The sequence below is a fragment of the Mesorhizobium sp. M6A.T.Cr.TU.017.01.1.1 genome, from assembly GCF_004023115.1.
GTDB lineage: Bacteria > Pseudomonadota > Alphaproteobacteria > Rhizobiales > Rhizobiaceae > Mesorhizobium > Mesorhizobium mediterraneum.
On record NZ_RZTA01000053.1, the window covers coordinates 20,870 to 38,721 of the forward strand.

The window sequence follows — 17,852 nt, forward strand, 5'->3', positions numbered from 1 at the left end:
ATCCTGATCCGAAAAGTCTGCAACTTTTCGGGGTCATGCGCGAATGCCTGGCGCATGATGCCGGTCCGGAAGGGCTGCAATTTTCAGGGATCATGCGCTGAGCCCCCTGGCGCGGGCCGCCGAGGCGATGAAGCCGTTGATGGCGGCAAACAGCTCCGGCTCGTCGAGCAGGAAGGCGTCGTGGCCGCGATCGGTCTCGATCTCGACGAAGGACACCGAGGCGCCGGCGGCGTTCAGCGCGTGAACGACCGAGCGGCTCTCCTCAGTCGGGAACAGCCAGTCGCTGGTGAAGGAGACCAGGCAGAAGCGGGTCTTGGTGCCGGCAAAGGCGTCGGCGAGCCGGCCGCCGTGGTCGGCGGCGAGGTCGAAATAGTCCATCGCCCGGGTCATGTAGAGATAGGAGTTGGCGTCGAAGCGGTCGACGAAGGTCATGCCCTGATGGCGCAGATAGCTCTCGATCTGGAAGTCCGCGTCGAAACCGAAGGTGAGCGCTTCACGATCCTGCAGGTTGCGGCCGAATTTCCGGTGCAGGGCGGCCTCCGACAGATAGGTGATGTGAGCGGCCATGCGCGCCACAGCCAGTCCCTTTTCCGGGCGCTTGCCCTGTTCGAAATATTTGCCGCCATGCCACTCCGGGTCGGCCATCACCGCCTGGCGGCCGACCTCGTGGAAGGCGATGTTCTGCGAGGAATGGCGCGCGCCGGTGGCGATCGGCAGTGCCGAGAAAACGCGCTCCGGGTAGCTCGACGCCCATTGCAGCACCTGCATGCCGCCCATCGAGCCGCCGAGCACCGAGAACAGTTTTTCGATGCCGAAATGGTCGACCAGCATCAACTGCGCCCGCACCATGTCGCGGATGGTGATGATCGGCAGGTCGAGCCCGTAGGGCTTGCCGGTGGCGGGATTGGTCGAGGCGGGGCCGGTGGAGCCGAGGCAGCCGCCGATGACGTTTGAGCAGATGACGAAGAAGCGGCTGGTGTCGATGATCTTGCCGGGGCCGATCAGCACCTCCCACCAGCCCGGCTTGCTGGTCACCGGATTGGTGCTGGCGACATGCTGGTCGCCGGTCAGCGCATGGCAGACGAGGATGGCGTTGGAGCGGGCGTCGTTGAGCGTGCCGTAGGTCTTGTAGGCAATCTGGAACGGTGACAGCAGCGTGCCGGCGTCGAGCTTGAGCGGCTTGTCGGCACCGAAACGCAACACCGGGCTCGACGGCTCGTCGGCCTCGTTGTTGGTTCTTTTAGTGCGCAGCGCGACCATCGCATCCTCTTACATCAACCCATCGCGCTTTTCCGAAAATCGATACCGATTTTCGGGTCGATGCGATTGTCCGGCCGGCTACGGACAACAAAAAAACCGGCATCGCCTTCGCAAAGCCGGTTACAGGATGCAAACGGCCCTTTAGCGAGTTGTTTAACGTGGCTGCAAGCCGACCGGCCAAATCACCACGGGATTTCGCCTTTCTTCTAGGACCGGCGCGCCTCGGCGTCAACGGCCAGTCGCTCACCCCTGCCAGTCGTTCACCCATGATAGCCGCCTCTCGACATTCCAGGCCACGGCTTGTATTTCCGCTGCGGCTTCCCCAGGCGGAAGCGTTCTCGACGGATTTTTGCAATATGAACCAGGCATCGGATCAGGCACGTCCAACGCCCCGCGCGGGGATCATGGACATCGAAGCCTATGTGCCGGGCAAAAGCACGGCGCCGGCCGGCGTTGCCAAGGTCCATAAATTGTCGTCAAACGAGAACCCGCTCGGCCCCTCGCCGAAGGCGATAGAAGCCGCGCGTGACGTCGCGGCCAAACTCGACATATATCCCGATGGCACCGCCAGGCGCCTGCGGGAGGCGATCGCCGAGGTGCATGGCCTCAACCCTGCGAACATCGTCTGTTCCAACGGCTCCGATGAGATTCTGGGCCTGCTTGCGCAGACCTACCTCGCGCCCGGCGATGAAGCTGTCATCACCGAACACGCCTTCATGGTCTACAAGATCTACATCCAGTCGGCAGGTGCTGTCCCGGTGTCGGTCCAGGAAACCAATGAGCGCGCCGACGTCGATGCGATCCTCGCTGCGGTGACGCCGCGCACCAGGATCATCTTCCTCGCCAATCCCAACAACCCGACCGGCACCTATTTGCCGTTCCAGGAGGTGCGCCGCCTGCATGCCGGCCTGCCTCGAAACGTGCTTCTGGTGCTGGATGGCGCCTATGCCGAATATGTCCGCCGCAACGACTATGAAGCCGGCGTCGAACTGGTGGCTGGCGCGGAAAACGTGGTCATGACCCGCACCTTCTCAAAGCTCGGCCTCGGCGGCGCGCGGATTGGCTGGATGTACGCGCCGATGCATATCATCGACGCGATCAACCGCGTGCGGGGTCCCTTCAACGTCAACGCGACGGCGATCGAGGCCGGCATTGCAGCGATCCGCGATCGTGCCCATGTCGAGCGCAGCGTGGCGCATAACGAGACCTGGCTGTCATGGGTGAGCGAGGAATTGACCAAGCTCGGGCTACGGGTGACGCCGAGCGTCGGCAATTTCGTCCTCATCCATTTTCCCGAGGACAAAAAACATTCGGCGGCAGCTGCGGACGATTACCTCTCCGCGCGCGGCTACATTTTGCGGCGCGTCTCCGGCTACGGCTTCCCGAATGCACTGCGCATGAGCATCGGCACCGAAGAGGCCAATCGCGGCGTTGTCGCCGCACTCACGACATTTCTGAAAAGCTGAAACCCCCGAAAAGCTGAAACAATGACATCACCGATGTTCGAAAAGATCGCGCTGGTCGGCATCGGCCTGATCGGCTCGTCGCTGGCCCGCGTCATCCACCGCGAGGGTCTGGCCCGCCACGTCGCCATCTCGACACGCAGCGAAACGACGCTGGCGCGGGCAAGCGAACTCGGCCTCGGCTCCTCCTACACGATGGACGCGAAAGAGGCGGTCCGCGATGCCGACCTGGTTATCGTTTCGGTGCCGGTCGGCTCTTCGGGCGAGGTCGCCGAGGAAATCGCACCGGCGCTAAAGCAGGGCGCCATCCTCACCGATGTCGGCTCGACCAAGGCATCGGTCATCGCGCAGGTCGAGCCGCATGTGCCTGATGGCGTGCATTTCATCCCCGGCCATCCGTTGGCCGGCACTGAAAAATCGGGCCCGGACGCCGGCTTTGCCGAACTGTTCGAGAACCGCTGGTGCATTTTCACGCCGTTGCCCGGCACGGATCCCGAGGCGCTGGAAAGACTCTCGGAATTCTGGCGCCGCTGCGGCTCCAACATCGACACGATGGATCCCCAGCATCACGACATGACACTGGCCATCGTCTCGCATCTGCCGCACATCATCGCCTACAACATCGTCGGCACCGCCGACGACCTGGAGTCGGTGACGAAATCCGAGGTCATCAAATATTCGGCCTCCGGCTTTCGCGACTTCACGCGCCTTGCCGCTTCCGACCCGACCATGTGGCGGGATGTCTGCCTGCACAACAAGGATGCCATCCTCGAAATGCTGGCGCGGTTCTCGGAAGATCTGGCCTCGCTACAGCGGGCGATCCGCTGGGGCGACGGCGAAAAGCTGTTCGACCTGTTCACCCGCACCCGCGCCGTCCGCCGCTCGATCATCGAGGCCGGCCAGGACATCGACGTACCGGACTTTGGCCGCCAGGCGGTCGAGCATCCCGCAAAGCAGTAGCCTGTCTCGACCGCCAGGCCGTTAGTCCGCCGGCCAGTGAGCCGCCATCATGGCCAGCGTCTCGGCCCTGTCCGGCGCGCCCAGCCTGCCGCCGAAGCGCAGGCATTTGAGCGCGGCGGCGGCGCTGGCAAAGCGTAATGTCCGTTCGATCGGCATCGCCTCCGCCAGCCCGACGGCAAAGGCGCCGTGAAATACGTCGCCGGCGGCAAGCGTATCCACTGCCTTGATCCTTGGCGCCGCGACATGGCGCACGGAACCCGCCGAGCGGTCGAACCACCAGCTTCCCGCAGCGCCGCCCGTCACCGCGACAAATGCATCGATGCGTCTGGCCAGCGCTTCACAGGCCCTTTGCGGGCCTTGCTCCTCGCCGCAGAGGATGAACGCTGCCGGCTCCGACGCGACGACGTGCGAGGCCAGCGGAAACAGACGTTCCAGCACGTCCCGTGGCGCGGTGTCGGCGTCCAGTATGGCCGGACGGCCGATTGCGCGCGCCGCCGCCAGCGCCACAGCTGCTGCGCCCGGCCAGCGCACGTCGACCAGGACGGCGTCGAATGCGGTGAGATCTTGGGTGGGGAGCGCCTCGGGGTCGGCCTGGGCGAGCTTGTCATAGAAAGGAACGATGATGCGCTCGCCATGCGTGTCGACCAAGATGGCCGACAGTGCCGACCGCGCGCCGCTGACGCGCCGGACAAAGCTGCAATCGACGCCCTCGGCCTCGATCCCGGCGACCAGCTGATCGCCGACGGAGTCGTCCCCCGCGCTCGCCCACAGCGATACGTCCGCGCCGAGGCGGCGCGCGGCGCAGGCCGCGCTCGAAGCCATGCCCGAGGCGATCTGGACGCCGTCGGACGCGATGAACTTGCCCTGACGTGTCGGAAGCGTGTCGACGCGAAGGATCGTATCGAGCGTCAGCGCGCCAACACTCAGGAGCTTCACCGGGCTGTTCATTTATCTTCCTGTTTGACCGTGATCTTTTCCGAACTGGAGGATTCGCAATCATGGGTCTAATCGACCGGTTTGATCCTGCCCAGCGGGATAAAACCGAGCGAGGCCTTGCCCTTGACGATCTTGAGGGGCATCGACGGTTCGTTGCCAAGCAGCGCCAGCCCGGCAAAGCCGGTTTTGATCTGGCTCTTCTGCTCGGGAATGGCCTTGCCGAGGATGGCCGCCACGGCCTTCGGGTCACTGAGCTTGATCATCAGGTCGGCGTCGATCAGCCCATCGGCATCGACCGAAACTGGTCCGGAGACGGTGACGCGCGCGGTCCCCGACGATAGATCGAGCTTGCCGATATCGACCGCCTGGCCGCGCAAGCTCCTTGGCTGCGTCTTGATCAGCGCCACGCCGTTCTTCAGCGTCACGTCGCCGCTGCCGTCGAGCGGCGGCAACACGCGGCCATCGATCGCCCCTGGATCGATTTCGAGATCGGTAAAACTCCCGGCATAGTCGATGTCCTGACCGTTCGGACGCAATTGTCCGGCCGCCGTCCCGGCGCTGAACAGCTCGACCGGATCTGTGCCATCCGCCGGATCGGTCTGGCCGGACAGGCCCTCTGCCTCCAGTGAAACGCCCCGGGGCAGCGGCCAGGACAATTTCAGGTTCGCTCGCAGATTATCCCAGTCGATCCACAGCGGCGTCATCCCCGGGGCTGAGGTCCTGAGCGGTCCGCGCAAGTCGGCGCCAGGCGACAGGATTTGGGTGATGTGCGTAACCGCGTTGAGACTGCCGAGCGAGGCTGCGACGTTCCTGGTGTCGTCCTGATAAGCCAGACTGTCGCAGGAAATGGCGAAGCTCGAGGGATAGCCGCTAACCGTGAGATTGGCGCAGTCCGCCTCGATGCCATTGCCGTTGAGCTCGGTGACTGCTTTGGCGGCTTCGCTCTTGACCTTGTCTGCCAGGTAGAACCAGCCGGCGCTGTAGAGGCCGAACAGCACGACCATGAAAGCGCCAAGCCAGAAGAGGCGGCGGCGAAAATTCGGCGGGCGCTCGTCACTTGACGTCATGCTGCGGCTCTCGTTAACGCGTGTTGCAGAGGGGACTGTCGTTTCCGGCAACATCGGGTAGACGGAGACGGATTTTAAAAACACCGATTCCAGTGCGGTGCTGCAACCAGGCTTGGCGATATGGGCGATTTTTGGGTTTTTGGCTACGGCTCGCTGATCTGGCGGCCGGGATTTGCGCATGTCGAGACGCGGCGCGCCCGCCTTCACGGCTATCGCCGGTCGCTGTGCGTCTACTCCTTCGTGCATCGCGGCACGCGCGAACGGCCCGGCCTGGTGCTCGGCCTCGACCGTGGCGGCTCCTGCATCGGGCTGGCTTTCCGCGTCCCCGGCGATCTGCGCAACGAGGTCATCAGCTATCTGCGCGAGCGCGAGCTGGTCACCAATGTCTATCTCGAGCGCACACTTAGCATTCGGCTCGACGGTGGCGGTATGAACGGGGGCGATACGAACGGCGGCGAGACGGTCTCGGCGGTCGCCTATGTCGTCGACCGTGCCCACGAGCAATATGCCGGCGCGCTCGATGCGGCTGATGCGGCGACCGTCGTTTCCGGCGCCGTCGGACAGTCGGGAAAGAACGAGGATTATGTGCTCAGCACGCTGGAGCACCTCGAGGCGCTGGGGATCCGCGACCACTGGCTGGAAGAGGTGGCGAAACGGATCGGGTCGTGATCGCTTTCGCTGTTGACCATGATCTTTTCCGAAAACCGGTTCCCACTTTTTCGCTGACCTTCGGTTCGGGTGATGGTCCGGGCTACATCCTGAAAATCTGTTTTCCGAGATCGGTGCGGTCCAGGCTGTTTGTCACGGCGAGCTTGAACTCCGACAGCGGATGGATGCCGCCGACAGGGACATGGAAATCGGGTTGGCCGAAGGTATCGACAATCTCGTGCAATACTGGCCGGTCGGCTTCGACAGGCGGCGAAAAGAAGTAGCGGTAGATATTTGCCCTGATCTCGACGCCGCTCAGCAGCACGTCGAAATTGTGCAGTTCGAAACGCTCGGCGCTCATGCCGCCATTGATGACCATCTGCCCGCCCATCGCGAGGGCGCGGATCAATTCGCCACTGACGGGTCCGCCGACATTATCGATGATCCCGTTCAGCCCGGCGCCATCGGTCATTTCCATGACTGCTTCCCTGATACCGACCTTCAAACCAGACAGATCGAGGATGGCCGTAGCACCAAGCCGCTTCAGGTCCAGCCTGTCGTGAGAGCGTCGCACGAGCGCGATCACCTTGATGCCGCGCCGTTGGGCAAACTGCATCACCATCGTCGAAACCGATGAATAGCCGGCCGTGACGGCCAGCCACTGTCCAGGCTGCACGCGGGAGTCCGCCAAGAGGTCCCAGGCGGTGATGGGATTCACCATCTGCCCGGCGCGTTCGAGCGGATAGTCGGCGGGCAGCGGGATCAGCCATTCGGCCGGAACGGCCGCATATTCGGCCCAGCTGTCGTAGTAGCTGAACGCGACAAGCGTGCCAGGTTTCAAAGCGACGTTCGCGCCAACGGCCTCGACAACGCCGGCGCCATGGTTTCCGGCCACCTGCCGGGGGAAATGCGGCTTCTTCGGTTCGGGGTAGAGGTTCTGGATGAACAGGAAGTCGCCAGGGTTGACCGAGGCGGAGACCATCTTGACCAGCACCTCGCCGTCGCCAATTCGCGGCATGGGCAGGTCGCCGAGATAGAGCACGTCCCGCGGCGAGCCGATTGCGTCGAATACAATTGCTTTCATCTTGGTCTCCAGTAACGGCGGATCTGGGGCTAGCAGCCTGGACGTCACCAGATTGCAGCACCGGTGTTTGCATCGGTGTCGCGGAACCTAAGGTCGCTGGCAAAAATCGGAATTGGCAGATTTGACAATCTATATGCTAAACTTGCCATAGCTGTTCAAAGGAGGCATCTTGGACAACCGCCCCCTCCATGCCGTGATCTGGCTGCCGTCGACCTTCTATTCGGCCGTCGCCGCGACACTTGTCGAAATGTTCGAGCTGGTGAACACCATTCGCGGCGCGCCGGCGATTTCCTTCGAATTCGTGGCGCGGCAGGCTGACGCCACGACGACGCCTGGGATCTCCTTTCACACCAGACGCGAGCCCTCGCAGCGCATGGACCTGCTGATCCTGCTGGCCATGCCCGGCATGCAAATCCCGGAGCTTGTTGCCGCGTTGGAGGAAGAGAGCCGGCACGCGGCACCGCTTATCGTACGCGCGCAGCGCGACGGCGCCATCATCGCCGCGCATTGCGGGGCCGGTTATTTCCTGGCAGACGCCGGTCTTCTCGACCGAAAGCGCGCGACGATCTCCTGGTGGCTGAAGGCCGATGCCCAGCGCCGCTTTCCAAAAGTGCGTTGGGACGCTTCACGTGTGCTGATCGGGGATGGACGGATCTACACTTGCGGTGGCGGTTTTTCGGGCCTGGAGCTCGGCAAGGCGCTTCTGCGGGACCTTGGCTTCGCCAGGGAGGAGCGCCTGGTTCGCAAATTGCTGGTGCTGCCGCCGTCGCGGCAGATCCAGACACCCTATGAGTTCCCGCTCACCGATCTGCCGCCTACGCAAGAGGCGTTCCGCGACCGGCTCGAAGCTTTATCCAGGAAACAGCTCGGAGCGCTCGACCTTGCCTTCCTCGGAGCGCAACTCGGTCTGTCGCCGCGAACGCTGGCGCGCCGGTTTTCCGATGAATTGCACACCACTCCCGGCCGATGGATCCAGGACCGGCGCCTTGAGGCCGCGAAGGCGCTTCTTGAAAGCACCAAACTCGGTATTTCGGAAATATGTTACCAGGTCGGATACCGGGATACGGCGTCGTTCAGCCGGCTTTTCAACCGCGTGGTCGGACTGCCGCCTGGTGAATACCGGCGCCAGAGCCAATAGACATCGGCTGGAACGTCAACGCGGCGGATCGCGCCCTTGTGAAGCGCTGGCCCTTTGGAAAGGACGGCCAGGCCTTTGACCTTAGCGCGGTGAGACCTAGGTTAAGCGAGGGCTTTCGCCCACTCCTTTCCATTTCCCACGGAGATCAGTCTTGCAGAAACGTCGTCTCGGTAAAACCGACCTGTCCATCGCGCCGCTGGTTCTGGGCGGCAACGTCTTCGGCTGGACCGCCGACGAGAAAACCTCTTTCGACCTGCTCGACCGCTTCGTCGGCGCCGGCCTCAACGCCATCGACACCGCCGATTCCTATTCGCGCTGGGTTCCCGGCAACGAGGGCGGCGAATCCGAAACGATCATCGGCAAATGGATGAAGAGCCGTGGCAACCGCGACGAAGTCGTGGTGATCACCAAGGTCGGATCGGATATGGGGCAGGGCAGGAAAGACCTCTCCGCCGCCTATATCGAGAAGGCCATCGATACGTCGCTGATGCGGCTGCAGACCGATGTCGTCGATCTCTATCTGTCGCACTGGCCGGACCCGACCACCCCCTACGAGGAGACGCTCGGCGCCTACGAAAAGCTGCTCGCCAAGGGCAAGATCCGCCACGTCGGCGCCTCCAATCTCGATGCCGGCCAGTTGCGCGCCGCGCTCGACGTGGCAAGCCTGCGGGGCCTGCCGCGCTACGCGGTGCTGCAGCCGGAGTACAATCTCTATGACCGCGCCGCCTTCGATGGGCCGCTCCGCGATCTGTGCATGGCGGGGGATATCGGCGTCATCACCTATTTCAGCCTCGCCAAGGGGTTTTTGAGCGGCAAGTACCGCAGCGAAGCCGATCTCGGCAAAAGCGCGCGTGGCGACGACGTGAAGACCTATCTGAACGTGCGCGGCATGCGCATCCTGGCGGCACTCGACGCGGTGTCGGCGCGTCACTCGGCCAAGCCGGCGGACGTGGCGCTCGCCTGGGTGATTGCGCGGCCCGGCGTCACGGCGCCGATCGCCAGCGCCACGACGCTGGACCAGGTCGACAGCCTCGTCCGCGCCGTATCGTTGAATCTCAGTCCTGACGATATCGCCGATCTCGACAGCGCGAGTGCATAGAAGCTAGCGCGAAGCGGCGGCCGCTCAAACGCCAGCCAAGGATCGTGCGCGGCCTGCGCCGGACGGCTCCGCACGATCGTTCAAGACGCCCTGGTCTGCCCTGCCATACGATTGGTCGCATCGCGTCGGGATACTGGTATACAGATGGCCGAACAGGTCTTTTCCCATCCGGAACTATGGCAGCAATTGCTCGCGCTCATCCTGGCATCGGCGGTCGTGATGGGCAGTCCGGGGCCGGCGACGATAAGCGTCACCGCCGTTGGTGCGGCCTTCGGTCTGCGCGATTCGCTCCGCTACGCCTCGGGCATTATCCTTGGCACGGTCGCCGTGCTTTTGGTCGTGGCGACGGGCATCACGGCCATGCTTGCCTCTGTGCCGAGGCTCACACCGCTTTTGGCGGTGGCATCCGCAGCCTACATCCTCTACCTCGCCTTCAAGATAGCAACGGCTCCGCCTCTGGCTGCGCGTACCGGCGGGGCGGCACTTCCCACCTTCCTGGGCGGGTTTCTTCTGGCCGTCGCCAACCCGAAAGCCTATGTGGCGATTGCCGCCGTGTTCGCCGGCACGTCGGCCGCCGGTGAGCTCGATGCAGGGCTCAAGCTGGCGGTCCTCGTCTCGATGATCGTCGCCATCCATGTCATTTGGCTTCTCGCCGGTGCCGCGTTTGCGCGCTTTCTGCGCAAACCGCTGGCCTCGCGGATCATCAATCTGACGTTTGCGGCGACACTGCTTCTGACCACGGCGCTGGCCGTGATTCCCTAGGGATCTGCCGGTCAGACGGGCGGTTCAGGCCAGGTTATCGGGGGCCAATTCCCTCAGCCGCTTCACCGCCGTCGGCGGCATGGGCGGCGGGTTCGGCGCACGGGACGCATCGACGAGCAGCTGGTCGCAGGCGGCTTCCGTCTCGCCGATCAGCCGTTCCATGAATTCCTGCTTGTCCAGCCCCGGCGGGATCGGCGGCAGGAACCGGGCCTTGATCGTGCCGGGATAGCGCAGGAATTTCCGCCGCGGCCAGTAGAGGCCGGCGACATGGGCGACCGGCACCACCGGAATGCCAAGCTGCGCATAGATCTCGACGATGCCGTATTTGTAGGCCGGCTCGTCGCCCGGCGCCCGGCGTGTGCCCTCGGGATAGATGATCAGCTGGCGGGGATTGCGCGCCAGCTCCTGTTTGGTCGCGGCGACCACCGCTTTCAACGCCTTCGAGCGGCTGCCGCGGTCGACCGGGATCATCCGCATTTTCAGGATGTACCAACCGAAGAACGGGATCCAGGTCAGTTCCCGTTTCAGGATGTAGATCGGATCCTGCAGGAAGGGGAAGAAGGCGATCGCGTCCCAGAAGGATTGATGCTTGGGCGCCAGGATGAAGGAACCCTCGGGCAGGTTTTCCTGGCCGGTGATCTCGCTTTTGGTGCCGGCGATCTTGTCGTAGAGCCACATGCTGGTGCGCGACCAGAATTTCGGCACGAACCAGGCGCGGTGGCGCGGCGACAGGAAATAGTACGGAGTCCAGATGATCATCTGGACGATCAGATTGACGTAGAAGACGAGGTTGAACGCCAGCGAGCGGATATGGAGCATGTGGGAAGTGCCCGGTGAGGAGGTGTGCGTTGGTTACACCAAGCGCAGGTAAAAAGGAAACGGTGCGAAGGCCCCTGTTCGTCAGGCCTGCCATGTCGCTTGCACGAGCCGCGTCTTCAGGCGTGGGGCGGCGAAGTCGAGGAACGCACGCAGTTTCACCGGCAGCAGACCTTGGCCGGCATGCACGAGGCTGACCGGCCATGGCTGCGGCTCGAATGCCTCCAGCACGGTGCGGAGTGTGCCGGACCGCACCGCAGCAGTGATCTGATAGGAAAGCACCCTCGTTATGCCGACGCCGGCAATCGCGGCATCGATCGCCGCTTCCGCGGTGTTGACCCGAAGCCGTGAGCGGATCGGAACAGGGAGTTCGGTCTTGCCGGTGGCAAAGGTCCACGTGGCGGGAGCGGTGAGCCCCTCGAAGGTGATGCAGCTGTGTGACGCAAGGTCTTTCGGGGTCTCCGGCGTGCCGCGCTCGGCCAGATAGGCCGGCGTCGCGCAGACAACGCGCCGGATCGAGCCGATACGGGTGGCCACCAGGCTCGAGTCGGGAAGCTCGCCTATGCGGACGGCGAGATCGATGTGCTCCTCGGTCAACTGGGTTATCCGGTCGGCGAGCATCAGGCGAATAGCCACGTCGGGGTAGACGGCGAGGAAGCCGGTGACGACCGGCAGCACATGCAGGCGGCCAAAGACGATCGGCGCGGTGATGATCAATTCGCCCGTCGGGGCGCTGTATTCACCGGCGGCGGTCCGCTCGGCCTCGCCGACCTCGTCGAGAATGCGATGGCAGGCAGCGAGATAGGCATGACCCGCGTCGGTCAGCGTCAGCTGGCGCGTCGAGCGGTTCAGGAGACGCGTCTTCAGATGCCGCTCCAGGTCGGAGACCTTGCGGCTGACCGTCGCAAGCGGGATGCCGAAACGGCGTCCGGCGGCCGAAAGGCTGCCGGCCTCCACAGCGGCGACGAAAAGCGACATAGCCTCGAGGCGATCCATGCTTCTCCCGGAAAATGGAAGGATTGATTGCAAATATGACAGCTACATCCAAAGCATGGAAGGGGCCATGTTTGACGGCGAAGCTGATCAACGAGAAGGAATGCCGATGCCCCGTATCCCTACACCCGCGTCCATAGAGGCCGCGCCTGCTGCGTCGCGGCCGATGCTGCATGCCGTCGAGAAGCAACTCGGCGTCGTCCCAAACCTCTTCAGGCTCGTTTCCAATAGCCCGGCTGCGCTTGAAGGCTATCTCGGTCTGTCCGGAGCGCTTGCCAAGGGCCGCCTGCCCGCGCCGACGCGCGAGCGCATCGCTCTGGCGGTCGCCGAGATCAACGGCTGCAGCTACTGCCTTTCCGCCCATACCTATCTCGGCAAGAACCTCGCCAAGCTTGACGATGCCGAGATGGTCGCCAATCGTGCGGGCGGGTCCAACGATCCCAAGGCCGCCGCGGCCGTGCTTTTCGCCGCCAAGATTGCGCGCGACCGCGGCCATATCGGTGACGAGGATCTCAGCGCCGTCAGGCTCGCAGGCTACGACGATGCGCAGATCATCGAGATCGTCCAGCATGTCGCTCTCAATGTCTGGACCAACTATGTCAATGAGGTTGCCAGGACGGAGATCGACTTTCCGGTCGTTTCTGTCCGCAAGGCAGCCTGAAATTTCAGCGACCAGTGTGTCGGTTTTGGAAAATCCGATGCTCAAACAAAAGAGATAGAGCGGCGGTACGGTTCGACTTGAAAGCCCGCCGCTCTAGCCCATCACAAGGAGTTCCCATGTCTGAAAGCCGCCCGCCGCTCCCGCCATTCACCGCCGAGACTGCCGCACAGACGGCACGCATGGCGGAGGATGCGTGGAACTCCCGTGATCCGACACGGGTCGCGCTTGCGTACACAATCGACAGCCGCTGGCGCAATCGGGCCGAATTCCTGCAAGGGCGCGACGGCATCCAGACCTTCCTCACACGCAAATGGGATCGCGAACGCGACTACCGGCTCATCAAGGAGGGTCTGGGCGTTCCGCGACAATCGTATCGCCGTGCGTTTCGCTTATGAATGGCACGACGACAGCGGCTCGTGGTTTCGCAGCTACGGCAATGAGAACTGGGAGTTCGATGAACATGGATTGATGCGCTTGCGCATCGCCAGCATCAACGACCTGCCGATCCACGAGGCCGACCGCAAGTATCATTGGCCGCTTGGCCGCCGGCCGGACGATCATCCCTCTCTGTCGGAGCTCGGCCTTTGAAGGAGGCTTTTCCATGAATGCTCACGTCTTCACCAGCGATGTCGCCTTTACCCCAACCGTCAAGGCGATCCAGGCCCGCAAAGGCTCACGCGATGCCTATGCCCGCGTCGAGGAGCGCGGCGGCTGGCAAGCTGATATCACGCCCGATCTCGCCGCCTTTATCGAGGCGCAGACCAGCATCTTCCTGTCGACGGCCAATGGTGACGGCCAGCCCTACATCCAGCATCGCGGCGGGCCGGCCGGCTTCCTCAAGGTGCTCGACGAGCGGACGATCGGGTTCACGGATTTCTCCGGCAACAGGCAATTCATCACCCAGGGCAATCTGGACGACAACCCCCGCGCTTTTATGTTCCTGATCGACTATGCCCACCGGCAGCGCATCAAGATCTGGGGCAGTGCGCGCGTCGTCGAGGACGACGCCGACCTGATGGCGAAGCTGATGCCGGAAGGCTACAAGGCGCGCCCCGAGCAAATCATACTGTTCACGGTTTCGGCCTGGGATTCCAATTGCCCGCAGCACATCCCACAGCGTTTCGAAGCGGCCGATGTGGCGGCGGCGCTGGCCGAACGGGACAATCGTATCGAACGTCTCGAACAGGAGATCGCGCGCCTGCGCGGAGCCTCTAGCGCCAAGGAATGATACCGCTGCCGGTTTCAGATCGGCTCAGCAGCCTCGGCCAGCGCGATGCCGGTTGGCGTTGGCTTCACCGGCACGATGCCCCGCGCCAGCGCCAGCAGATATTTGTTGTATTCGGTGAACAGCACGCGCAGCGCCCTGGGCTTGGTCAGCCAGCCGCCATTGCCAAGATTGCTGTTGACCACCGGATAGGGCTCGAGCTTGGCCTTGTGTAGCAGCCGGCCCATTTCCAGCAGGCTGCGCGGCATGTGATAGTTGTTGGTGACGAGGATCACGGTGCCATAGGCGTGGTCTTCCACCCATTTCGCGCTTTCCTCGGCATTGCCGATCGTGTCGAGCGCGGCGCGATCAATGTCGACGCAGCAGGAAAACAATTTCTTGTCGCCGCGTGTCGCGACCTGAAGCTGGCGGCGGCTGGCGGAAGGATGCACGCCGCTGATCAGCAGCCGCTCGCCCTTGCCGGACGCAAGCAGACCCATGGCGGCGTCGAGACGCGAATGGCCGCCGGTCAACACGATGATGGCATCGGCTTTTGCCGGATTGGTAGGCGTCGCGAGACGGCTGACAGTGTTGGCGAACCAGCCGAAGCCGCCGGCAAACAGCGTTGCCAGCACGAGCAGAAAGAAAGCGGAGATGCGAAACGCGCCCGCCAATCGGCTGGGCTTGGCGCGCTCACGGGAACGCGTAATCACCAAGGGCAACTGTCCAGCCATTCCGCTCGAGTCGCGCGCGTCCATCATCTTATCGTTAACCCTGAAATGCGGCGTTTAGTAGGTGAAAAAGCACACATTACGTTACGCTAATTCTCTATCCGTGATCACCCCGCGTCGGGTTGGCGGACATCGATGTCGCTGAGATAGGTGACGACGGTGACATGGGAGGTCGCCGCCGTCAGCGCACCGATGACCAGCACCATGAGGACGACGCCGAAATAGCCCGCTGAACCGATGGCGAAATTGCCGAACAGCGCGGTTGCCTGATCGGCCTGCGGCGTTGCCATGTTGCGCGACGACCACCATGAGAAGACGATGAAGACGAGCACCGCCGCCGCACCCCCGGCGGCTGCGCCCTTCATGCCGGTAACGAGAAAGTGGTGGCGGAACTCGCGCGCGATGAAGCGCGCTTCGGCGCCGACGAAATGCAGCACCTCGATGATGTGGCCATTGCCGGCCATGGCGCCGCGCGTTGCGAATACCACGGTCAGCACGGTTGCCGACAGCATCAGCGCCAGCACGGCGATGCCGATGGTCACCGTGGTGCGGGCCATGGCCACCAGCCGGTCGACCCAGGTGCGATGGTCGTCAAGTGCTGCACTAGGCAGTTTCGGGGTAATCGCGGCACGCATTGCGGCGAAATCGGGCGGGTTGCTCTCGTCTATGGTGACGATGATCAGACGCGGCACCGGCAAGTCGTCGATGTTGAGACCCGAGCCCAGCCACGGCTCCAGTAGCCGCGCGGTGGCATCGCGGTCGACGATCCTGGCGCTCTTCACGCCAGGAAATTCGCCGGCGATCTGCGAGGCCTGGGCAAGTGCTGCCTCCATGTCGAGGCCGTCTACCGGCTTGATTTGGATCGTCGCCTCGCGCGAGATCTGGTTCTCCCAGACCGAGGCGGTGTCACGCACCAGCGTCACCGCGCCGAAGGTCAGGCAGGAGAGGAACGTCATGATGGCGATGACCAGGACCAGCGCCCGGCCGGCGATGTTCTGTGCCGGCACGATCGGCGCCATCTTGCGCTGAACGCGCTGCGTCGTCGCAGCCCTCTCGGCGTGTTGGTCTTCGACATGTTCAACGGGAAGGTTAGTCATAGATATCCAGCCTTCCGCCGGCCAGGATCATGCGCCGTGCGTCGACCTGTTCCATCAGGCCGAGGTCGTGGGTTGCAATCACCACCGCGGTGCCCAGCCGATTGAGTTCGATGAACAGCCGCAACAGGCGCCGCGCCAGCGGCGGATCGACATTGCCGGTCGGCTCGTCGGCAAGCAGGATCTCGGGCTGCTCGATCAGCGCCCTGGCGATTGCGGCGCGCTGCTTCTCGCCGCCGGACAGCACCGGCGGCAGCACATGCATGCGCTCGCCAAGGCCGACCCACTTCAAGAGTTCGGTCACGTCGGTGCGGTAGCTCGCCTCCTCGCGTCCGCGCACGCGCAGCGGCAAGGCCACGTTTTCATAGGTCGTCATGTGGTCGAGAAGGCGAAAGTCCTGGAACACCACGCCGATTCGCCGCCTCAGATGCGGCAACTCCGTGCGCGAGATACGTGAGCGGTCCTTGCCGAAGATGGTGATCAGCCCGCGCGTCGGCTTGAGCGACATGAACAAAAGCCGCAGCAGCGTCGTCTTGCCGGCGCCCGAAGGGCCGCTCAGGAACTGGAAGGAGCGCTCCGGTATGTGCAAGGAAATGTCGCGGAGGATTTCCGGACCCATGCCATAACGGAGGCCGACATTTTCGAAGCGGATCACGTTCGACGACCTGAAACTTGCGGCGGCGACGAGCCAGCCTTCTCTGAGAAAAGACCATCGGCCGGCATGGTTAACCGGCGGTTAATTCTGAGGTTTTTTGGGCGCGTCACAAGGGTTCCGGTGGGAAGCGTTAACCATTTCCGTTTACGCAAAAGAAACGAAGTGCGAACAAGTGCCGTAGTGCTGGGGCCGTGATGGCTGAGGATCGAACCGCGCGCCCGGTTTCCGGCGAAATCATGGCCGACACGGCCGCCGCGCCGGAACGCATCATGCGTGATCCAGCCGATGACATCGTCGACGCCGACTACGAGGTGCTGCCGCGCTTTACCGGCAGCATGGACCCTTCACCACCGCTTTCGCGTGTGGTGGCCACGCCGTCGATCGAAGGCATGGAGATGCTGCGCAAGCCCGAAGCCGCGACGGGACGGTTGCGGATATCGCGCGGTGGACCGATCTTCTGGATCGCCGGCCTCAGTGCCGCGTTTGCAGCCTTCTGGATATCGGGCGGGCACGCGCTTATGCGCCAGGCGCCGCTTCTTCTCGCGGCCCAGGAAACAGGCACTGCCCTCACTATTTCAGGCGTCACGTCGCGTATCGATGCGTCCGGGCCGGAACCTGTCCTGTTCGTCGGTGGCGAGGCCGCAAATGACGGCGCCAGCCCGTCGCCATTGCCGCCGTTGGAGATCCGGGTCACCGGCAATGACAGGCGCACAACCCGCTATACGCTGGGCACATTCAACCGTTCGCTGGCGCCCGGCGAAAGATTTGGCTTTTCCAGCCGGCTCGACGTGCCTAGAAACGGGGTCAAGACCGTTTCGGTCACCTTCGCCAATTAGGGCGATCATTTCTGGAAGGGCGGCCAATGCCAGTCGTGCGCGGCAAGGATATCGAGGTTCTGTTTTCGGCGTCGGCTATTGCCCGCCGCAATCTGGAGCTCGCCAAGGAGATCGCCGGGCACGACTATCAGGACCTTTTGGTGATTTCGGTGCTGAAAGGATCGTTCATTTTCGCCGCCGACCTCATCCGCGCCATGCACGATGTCGGCCTGTCGCCCGAGGTCGAGTTCATCTTTATCTCCAGCTACGGCGCCGGCACCACCAGCGGCGAGGTGAGGGTGCTGCGCGATATCGACAATGAGGTCGCCGGCCGCGACGTGCTGTTGATCGACGACATCCTCGAATCCGGCAAGACGCTGTCCTTCACCCGCGACCTGATGTTGTCGCGCGGCGCCAAAAGCTGCGCTATCGCCGTGCTGCTCGACAAGCGCATGCGCCGCCAGAC

The 17,852-nt window shown here is 63.4% G+C and carries 19 protein-coding genes, 1 pseudogene and 1 riboswitch; of the genes and pseudogenes, 11 read left to right on the forward strand and 9 right to left on the reverse strand.

Annotation, left to right across the window (positions count from 1 at the left end):
* Nucleotides 1-90: 90 nt before the first annotated feature.
* The gene (locus tag EOB36_RS17985; protein WP_127288533.1) at nt 91-1,260 is read right to left on the reverse strand and encodes a homoserine O-acetyltransferase; all 1,170 of its coding nucleotides are present in this window, start codon (nt 1,258-1,260) and stop codon (nt 91-93) included.
* A 121-nt stretch (nt 1,261-1,381) separates the two neighbouring features.
* A riboswitch (SAM riboswitch) is annotated at nt 1,382-1,459 on the reverse strand.
* A 157-nt stretch (nt 1,460-1,616) separates the two neighbouring features.
* On the opposite strand from EOB36_RS17985, the gene hisC reads away from it, so the two are divergent.
* Nucleotides 1,617-2,726, forward strand: a complete 1,110-nt coding sequence (gene hisC, locus EOB36_RS17990; protein WP_127288534.1) for a histidinol-phosphate transaminase — start codon at nt 1,617-1,619, stop codon at nt 2,724-2,726.
* A 21-nt stretch (nt 2,727-2,747) separates the two neighbouring features.
* On the forward strand, nt 2,748-3,683 hold the full coding sequence (locus tag EOB36_RS17995; protein WP_206637179.1) for a prephenate/arogenate dehydrogenase family protein: 936 nt from the start codon (nt 2,748-2,750) through the stop codon (nt 3,681-3,683).
* A gap of 21 nt (nt 3,684-3,704) precedes the next feature.
* On the opposite strand, the gene EOB36_RS18000 is transcribed toward EOB36_RS17995, so the two are convergent.
* Both EOB36_RS18000 and EOB36_RS18005 read right to left on the reverse strand, forming a co-directional pair.
* On the reverse strand, nt 3,705-4,631 hold the full coding sequence (locus tag EOB36_RS18000) for a sugar kinase (protein WP_128285374.1): 927 nt from the start codon (nt 4,629-4,631) through the stop codon (nt 3,705-3,707).
* A gap of 56 nt (nt 4,632-4,687) precedes the next feature.
* Nucleotides 4,688-5,686 carry a DUF2125 domain-containing protein gene (locus EOB36_RS18005; protein WP_128285375.1) on the reverse strand — a complete coding sequence of 333 codons (999 nt, stop codon included), beginning with the start codon at nt 5,684-5,686 and terminating at the stop codon, nt 4,688-4,690.
* A 120-nt stretch (nt 5,687-5,806) separates the two neighbouring features.
* On the opposite strand from EOB36_RS18005, the gene EOB36_RS18010 reads away from it, so the two are divergent.
* Entirely contained in the window at nt 5,807-6,355 is a 549-nt protein-coding gene (locus EOB36_RS18010; RefSeq protein ID WP_126104730.1) for a gamma-glutamylcyclotransferase, read from the forward strand.
* Nucleotides 6,356-6,437: 82 nt separating this feature from the next.
* Here the strand turns inward: EOB36_RS18010 and EOB36_RS18015 are convergent, their stop codons facing one another.
* On the reverse strand, nt 6,438-7,418 hold the full coding sequence (locus EOB36_RS18015; protein WP_128285376.1) for a zinc-binding dehydrogenase: 981 nt from the start codon (nt 7,416-7,418) through the stop codon (nt 6,438-6,440).
* Nucleotides 7,419-7,587: 169 nt separating this feature from the next.
* Between EOB36_RS18015 and EOB36_RS18020 the strand changes: the two genes are divergently transcribed.
* The 3 genes from EOB36_RS18020 (at nt 7,588) to EOB36_RS18030 (ending at nt 10,417) form a co-directional block, all read left to right on the forward strand.
* On the forward strand, nt 7,588-8,556 hold the full coding sequence (locus EOB36_RS18020; RefSeq protein ID WP_128285377.1) for a helix-turn-helix domain-containing protein: 969 nt from the start codon (nt 7,588-7,590) through the stop codon (nt 8,554-8,556).
* A gap of 151 nt (nt 8,557-8,707) precedes the next feature.
* A complete protein-coding gene (locus tag EOB36_RS18025) occupies nt 8,708-9,655 on the forward strand; it encodes an aldo/keto reductase (protein ID WP_128285378.1) in 948 nt (315 codons plus the stop codon).
* Nucleotides 9,656-9,799: 144 nt separating this feature from the next.
* Entirely contained in the window at nt 9,800-10,417 is a 618-nt protein-coding gene (locus tag EOB36_RS18030; RefSeq protein WP_095485957.1) for a LysE family translocator, read from the forward strand.
* 24 nt (nt 10,418-10,441) lie between these two features.
* Here the strand turns inward: EOB36_RS18030 and EOB36_RS18035 are convergent, their stop codons facing one another.
* Both EOB36_RS18035 and EOB36_RS18040 read right to left on the reverse strand, forming a co-directional pair.
* Nucleotides 10,442-11,236, reverse strand: coding sequence for a 1-acyl-sn-glycerol-3-phosphate acyltransferase (locus EOB36_RS18035; RefSeq protein ID WP_095485958.1), 795 nt, complete (start codon nt 11,234-11,236; stop codon nt 10,442-10,444).
* Nucleotides 11,237-11,317: 81 nt separating this feature from the next.
* Nucleotides 11,318-12,229: a LysR family transcriptional regulator gene (locus EOB36_RS18040; RefSeq protein WP_095485959.1), complete on the reverse strand. Its 912-nt coding sequence runs from the start codon at nt 12,227-12,229 to the stop codon at nt 11,318-11,320.
* A 106-nt stretch (nt 12,230-12,335) separates the two neighbouring features.
* On the opposite strand from EOB36_RS18040, the gene EOB36_RS18045 reads away from it, so the two are divergent.
* The 3 genes and pseudogenes from EOB36_RS18045 (at nt 12,336) to EOB36_RS18055 (ending at nt 14,115) form a co-directional block, all read left to right on the forward strand.
* A complete protein-coding gene (locus EOB36_RS18045) occupies nt 12,336-12,887 on the forward strand; it encodes a carboxymuconolactone decarboxylase family protein (RefSeq protein WP_095486032.1) in 552 nt (183 codons plus the stop codon).
* 116 nt (nt 12,888-13,003) lie between these two features.
* Nucleotides 13,004-13,475, forward strand: a pseudogene (locus tag EOB36_RS18050) (DUF1348 family protein).
* Nucleotides 13,476-13,488: 13 nt separating this feature from the next.
* On the forward strand, nt 13,489-14,115 hold the full coding sequence (locus EOB36_RS18055; RefSeq protein ID WP_095485961.1) for a pyridoxamine 5'-phosphate oxidase family protein: 627 nt from the start codon (nt 13,489-13,491) through the stop codon (nt 14,113-14,115).
* 14 nt (nt 14,116-14,129) lie between these two features.
* On the opposite strand, the gene EOB36_RS18060 is transcribed toward EOB36_RS18055, so the two are convergent.
* The 3 genes from EOB36_RS18060 to ftsE all read right to left on the reverse strand — a co-directional run bounded on the left by EOB36_RS18060 (nt 14,130) and on the right by ftsE (nt 16,571).
* Nucleotides 14,130-14,852, reverse strand: coding sequence for a YdcF family protein (locus EOB36_RS18060; protein WP_095485962.1), 723 nt, complete (start codon nt 14,850-14,852; stop codon nt 14,130-14,132).
* 77 nt (nt 14,853-14,929) lie between these two features.
* Complete coding sequence (locus tag EOB36_RS18065; RefSeq protein WP_095485963.1) at nt 14,930-15,919, reverse strand: ABC transporter permease; 990 nt, start codon at nt 15,917-15,919, stop codon at nt 14,930-14,932.
* Nucleotides 15,912-16,571 (reverse strand): cell division ATP-binding protein FtsE, encoded by a 660-nt coding sequence (gene ftsE / locus EOB36_RS18070; RefSeq protein WP_010911739.1) that lies wholly within the window; start codon nt 16,569-16,571, stop codon nt 15,912-15,914. Before ftsE ends, EOB36_RS18065 begins: the two co-directional genes overlap by 8 nt.
* 191 nt (nt 16,572-16,762) lie before the next feature.
* On the opposite strand from ftsE, the gene EOB36_RS18075 reads away from it, so the two are divergent.
* A complete protein-coding gene (locus EOB36_RS18075; protein ID WP_095485964.1) occupies nt 16,763-17,407 on the forward strand; it encodes a hypothetical protein in 645 nt (214 codons plus the stop codon).
* A 26-nt stretch (nt 17,408-17,433) separates the two neighbouring features.
* Nucleotides 17,434-17,852 (forward strand): phosphoribosyltransferase family protein (locus EOB36_RS18080; RefSeq protein WP_128285379.1); only part of this gene is annotated, 419 nt, incomplete at its 3' end.

Excerpts from the sequence above, each read along its gene's own strand:
- EOB36_RS18030 (WP_095485957.1), top strand. The coding sequence starts at position 9,800 with ATGGCCGAACAGGTCTTTTCCCATCCGGAACTATGGCAGCAATTGCTC.
- EOB36_RS18055 (WP_095485961.1), top strand. The coding sequence starts at position 13,489 with ATGAATGCTCACGTCTTCACCAGCGATGTCGCCTTTACCCCAACCGTC.
- EOB36_RS18000 (WP_128285374.1), bottom strand. The coding sequence starts at position 4,631 with ATGAACAGCCCGGTGAAGCTCCTGAGTGTTGGCGCGCTGACGCTCGAT.
- EOB36_RS17995 (WP_206637179.1), top strand. The coding sequence starts at position 2,748 with ATGACATCACCGATGTTCGAAAAGATCGCGCTGGTCGGCATCGGCCTG.
- EOB36_RS18015 (WP_128285376.1), bottom strand. The coding sequence starts at position 7,418 with ATGAAAGCAATTGTATTCGACGCAATCGGCTCGCCGCGGGACGTGCTC.
- EOB36_RS18005 (WP_128285375.1), bottom strand. The coding sequence starts at position 5,686 with ATGACGTCAAGTGACGAGCGCCCGCCGAATTTTCGCCGCCGCCTCTTC.
- EOB36_RS18060 (WP_095485962.1), bottom strand. The coding sequence starts at position 14,852 with ATGATGGACGCGCGCGACTCGAGCGGAATGGCTGGACAGTTGCCCTTG.
- hisC (WP_127288534.1), top strand. The coding sequence starts at position 1,617 with ATGAACCAGGCATCGGATCAGGCACGTCCAACGCCCCGCGCGGGGATC.
- EOB36_RS17985 (WP_127288533.1), bottom strand. The coding sequence starts at position 1,260 with ATGGTCGCGCTGCGCACTAAAAGAACCAACAACGAGGCCGACGAGCCG.
- EOB36_RS18065 (WP_095485963.1), bottom strand. The coding sequence starts at position 15,919 with ATGACTAACCTTCCCGTTGAACATGTCGAAGACCAACACGCCGAGAGG.
- EOB36_RS18010 (WP_126104730.1), top strand. The coding sequence starts at position 5,807 with ATGGGCGATTTTTGGGTTTTTGGCTACGGCTCGCTGATCTGGCGGCCG.
- EOB36_RS18045 (WP_095486032.1), top strand. The coding sequence starts at position 12,336 with ATGCCCCGTATCCCTACACCCGCGTCCATAGAGGCCGCGCCTGCTGCG.
- EOB36_RS18040 (WP_095485959.1), bottom strand. The coding sequence starts at position 12,229 with ATGGATCGCCTCGAGGCTATGTCGCTTTTCGTCGCCGCTGTGGAGGCC.
- EOB36_RS18035 (WP_095485958.1), bottom strand. The coding sequence starts at position 11,236 with ATGCTCCATATCCGCTCGCTGGCGTTCAACCTCGTCTTCTACGTCAAT.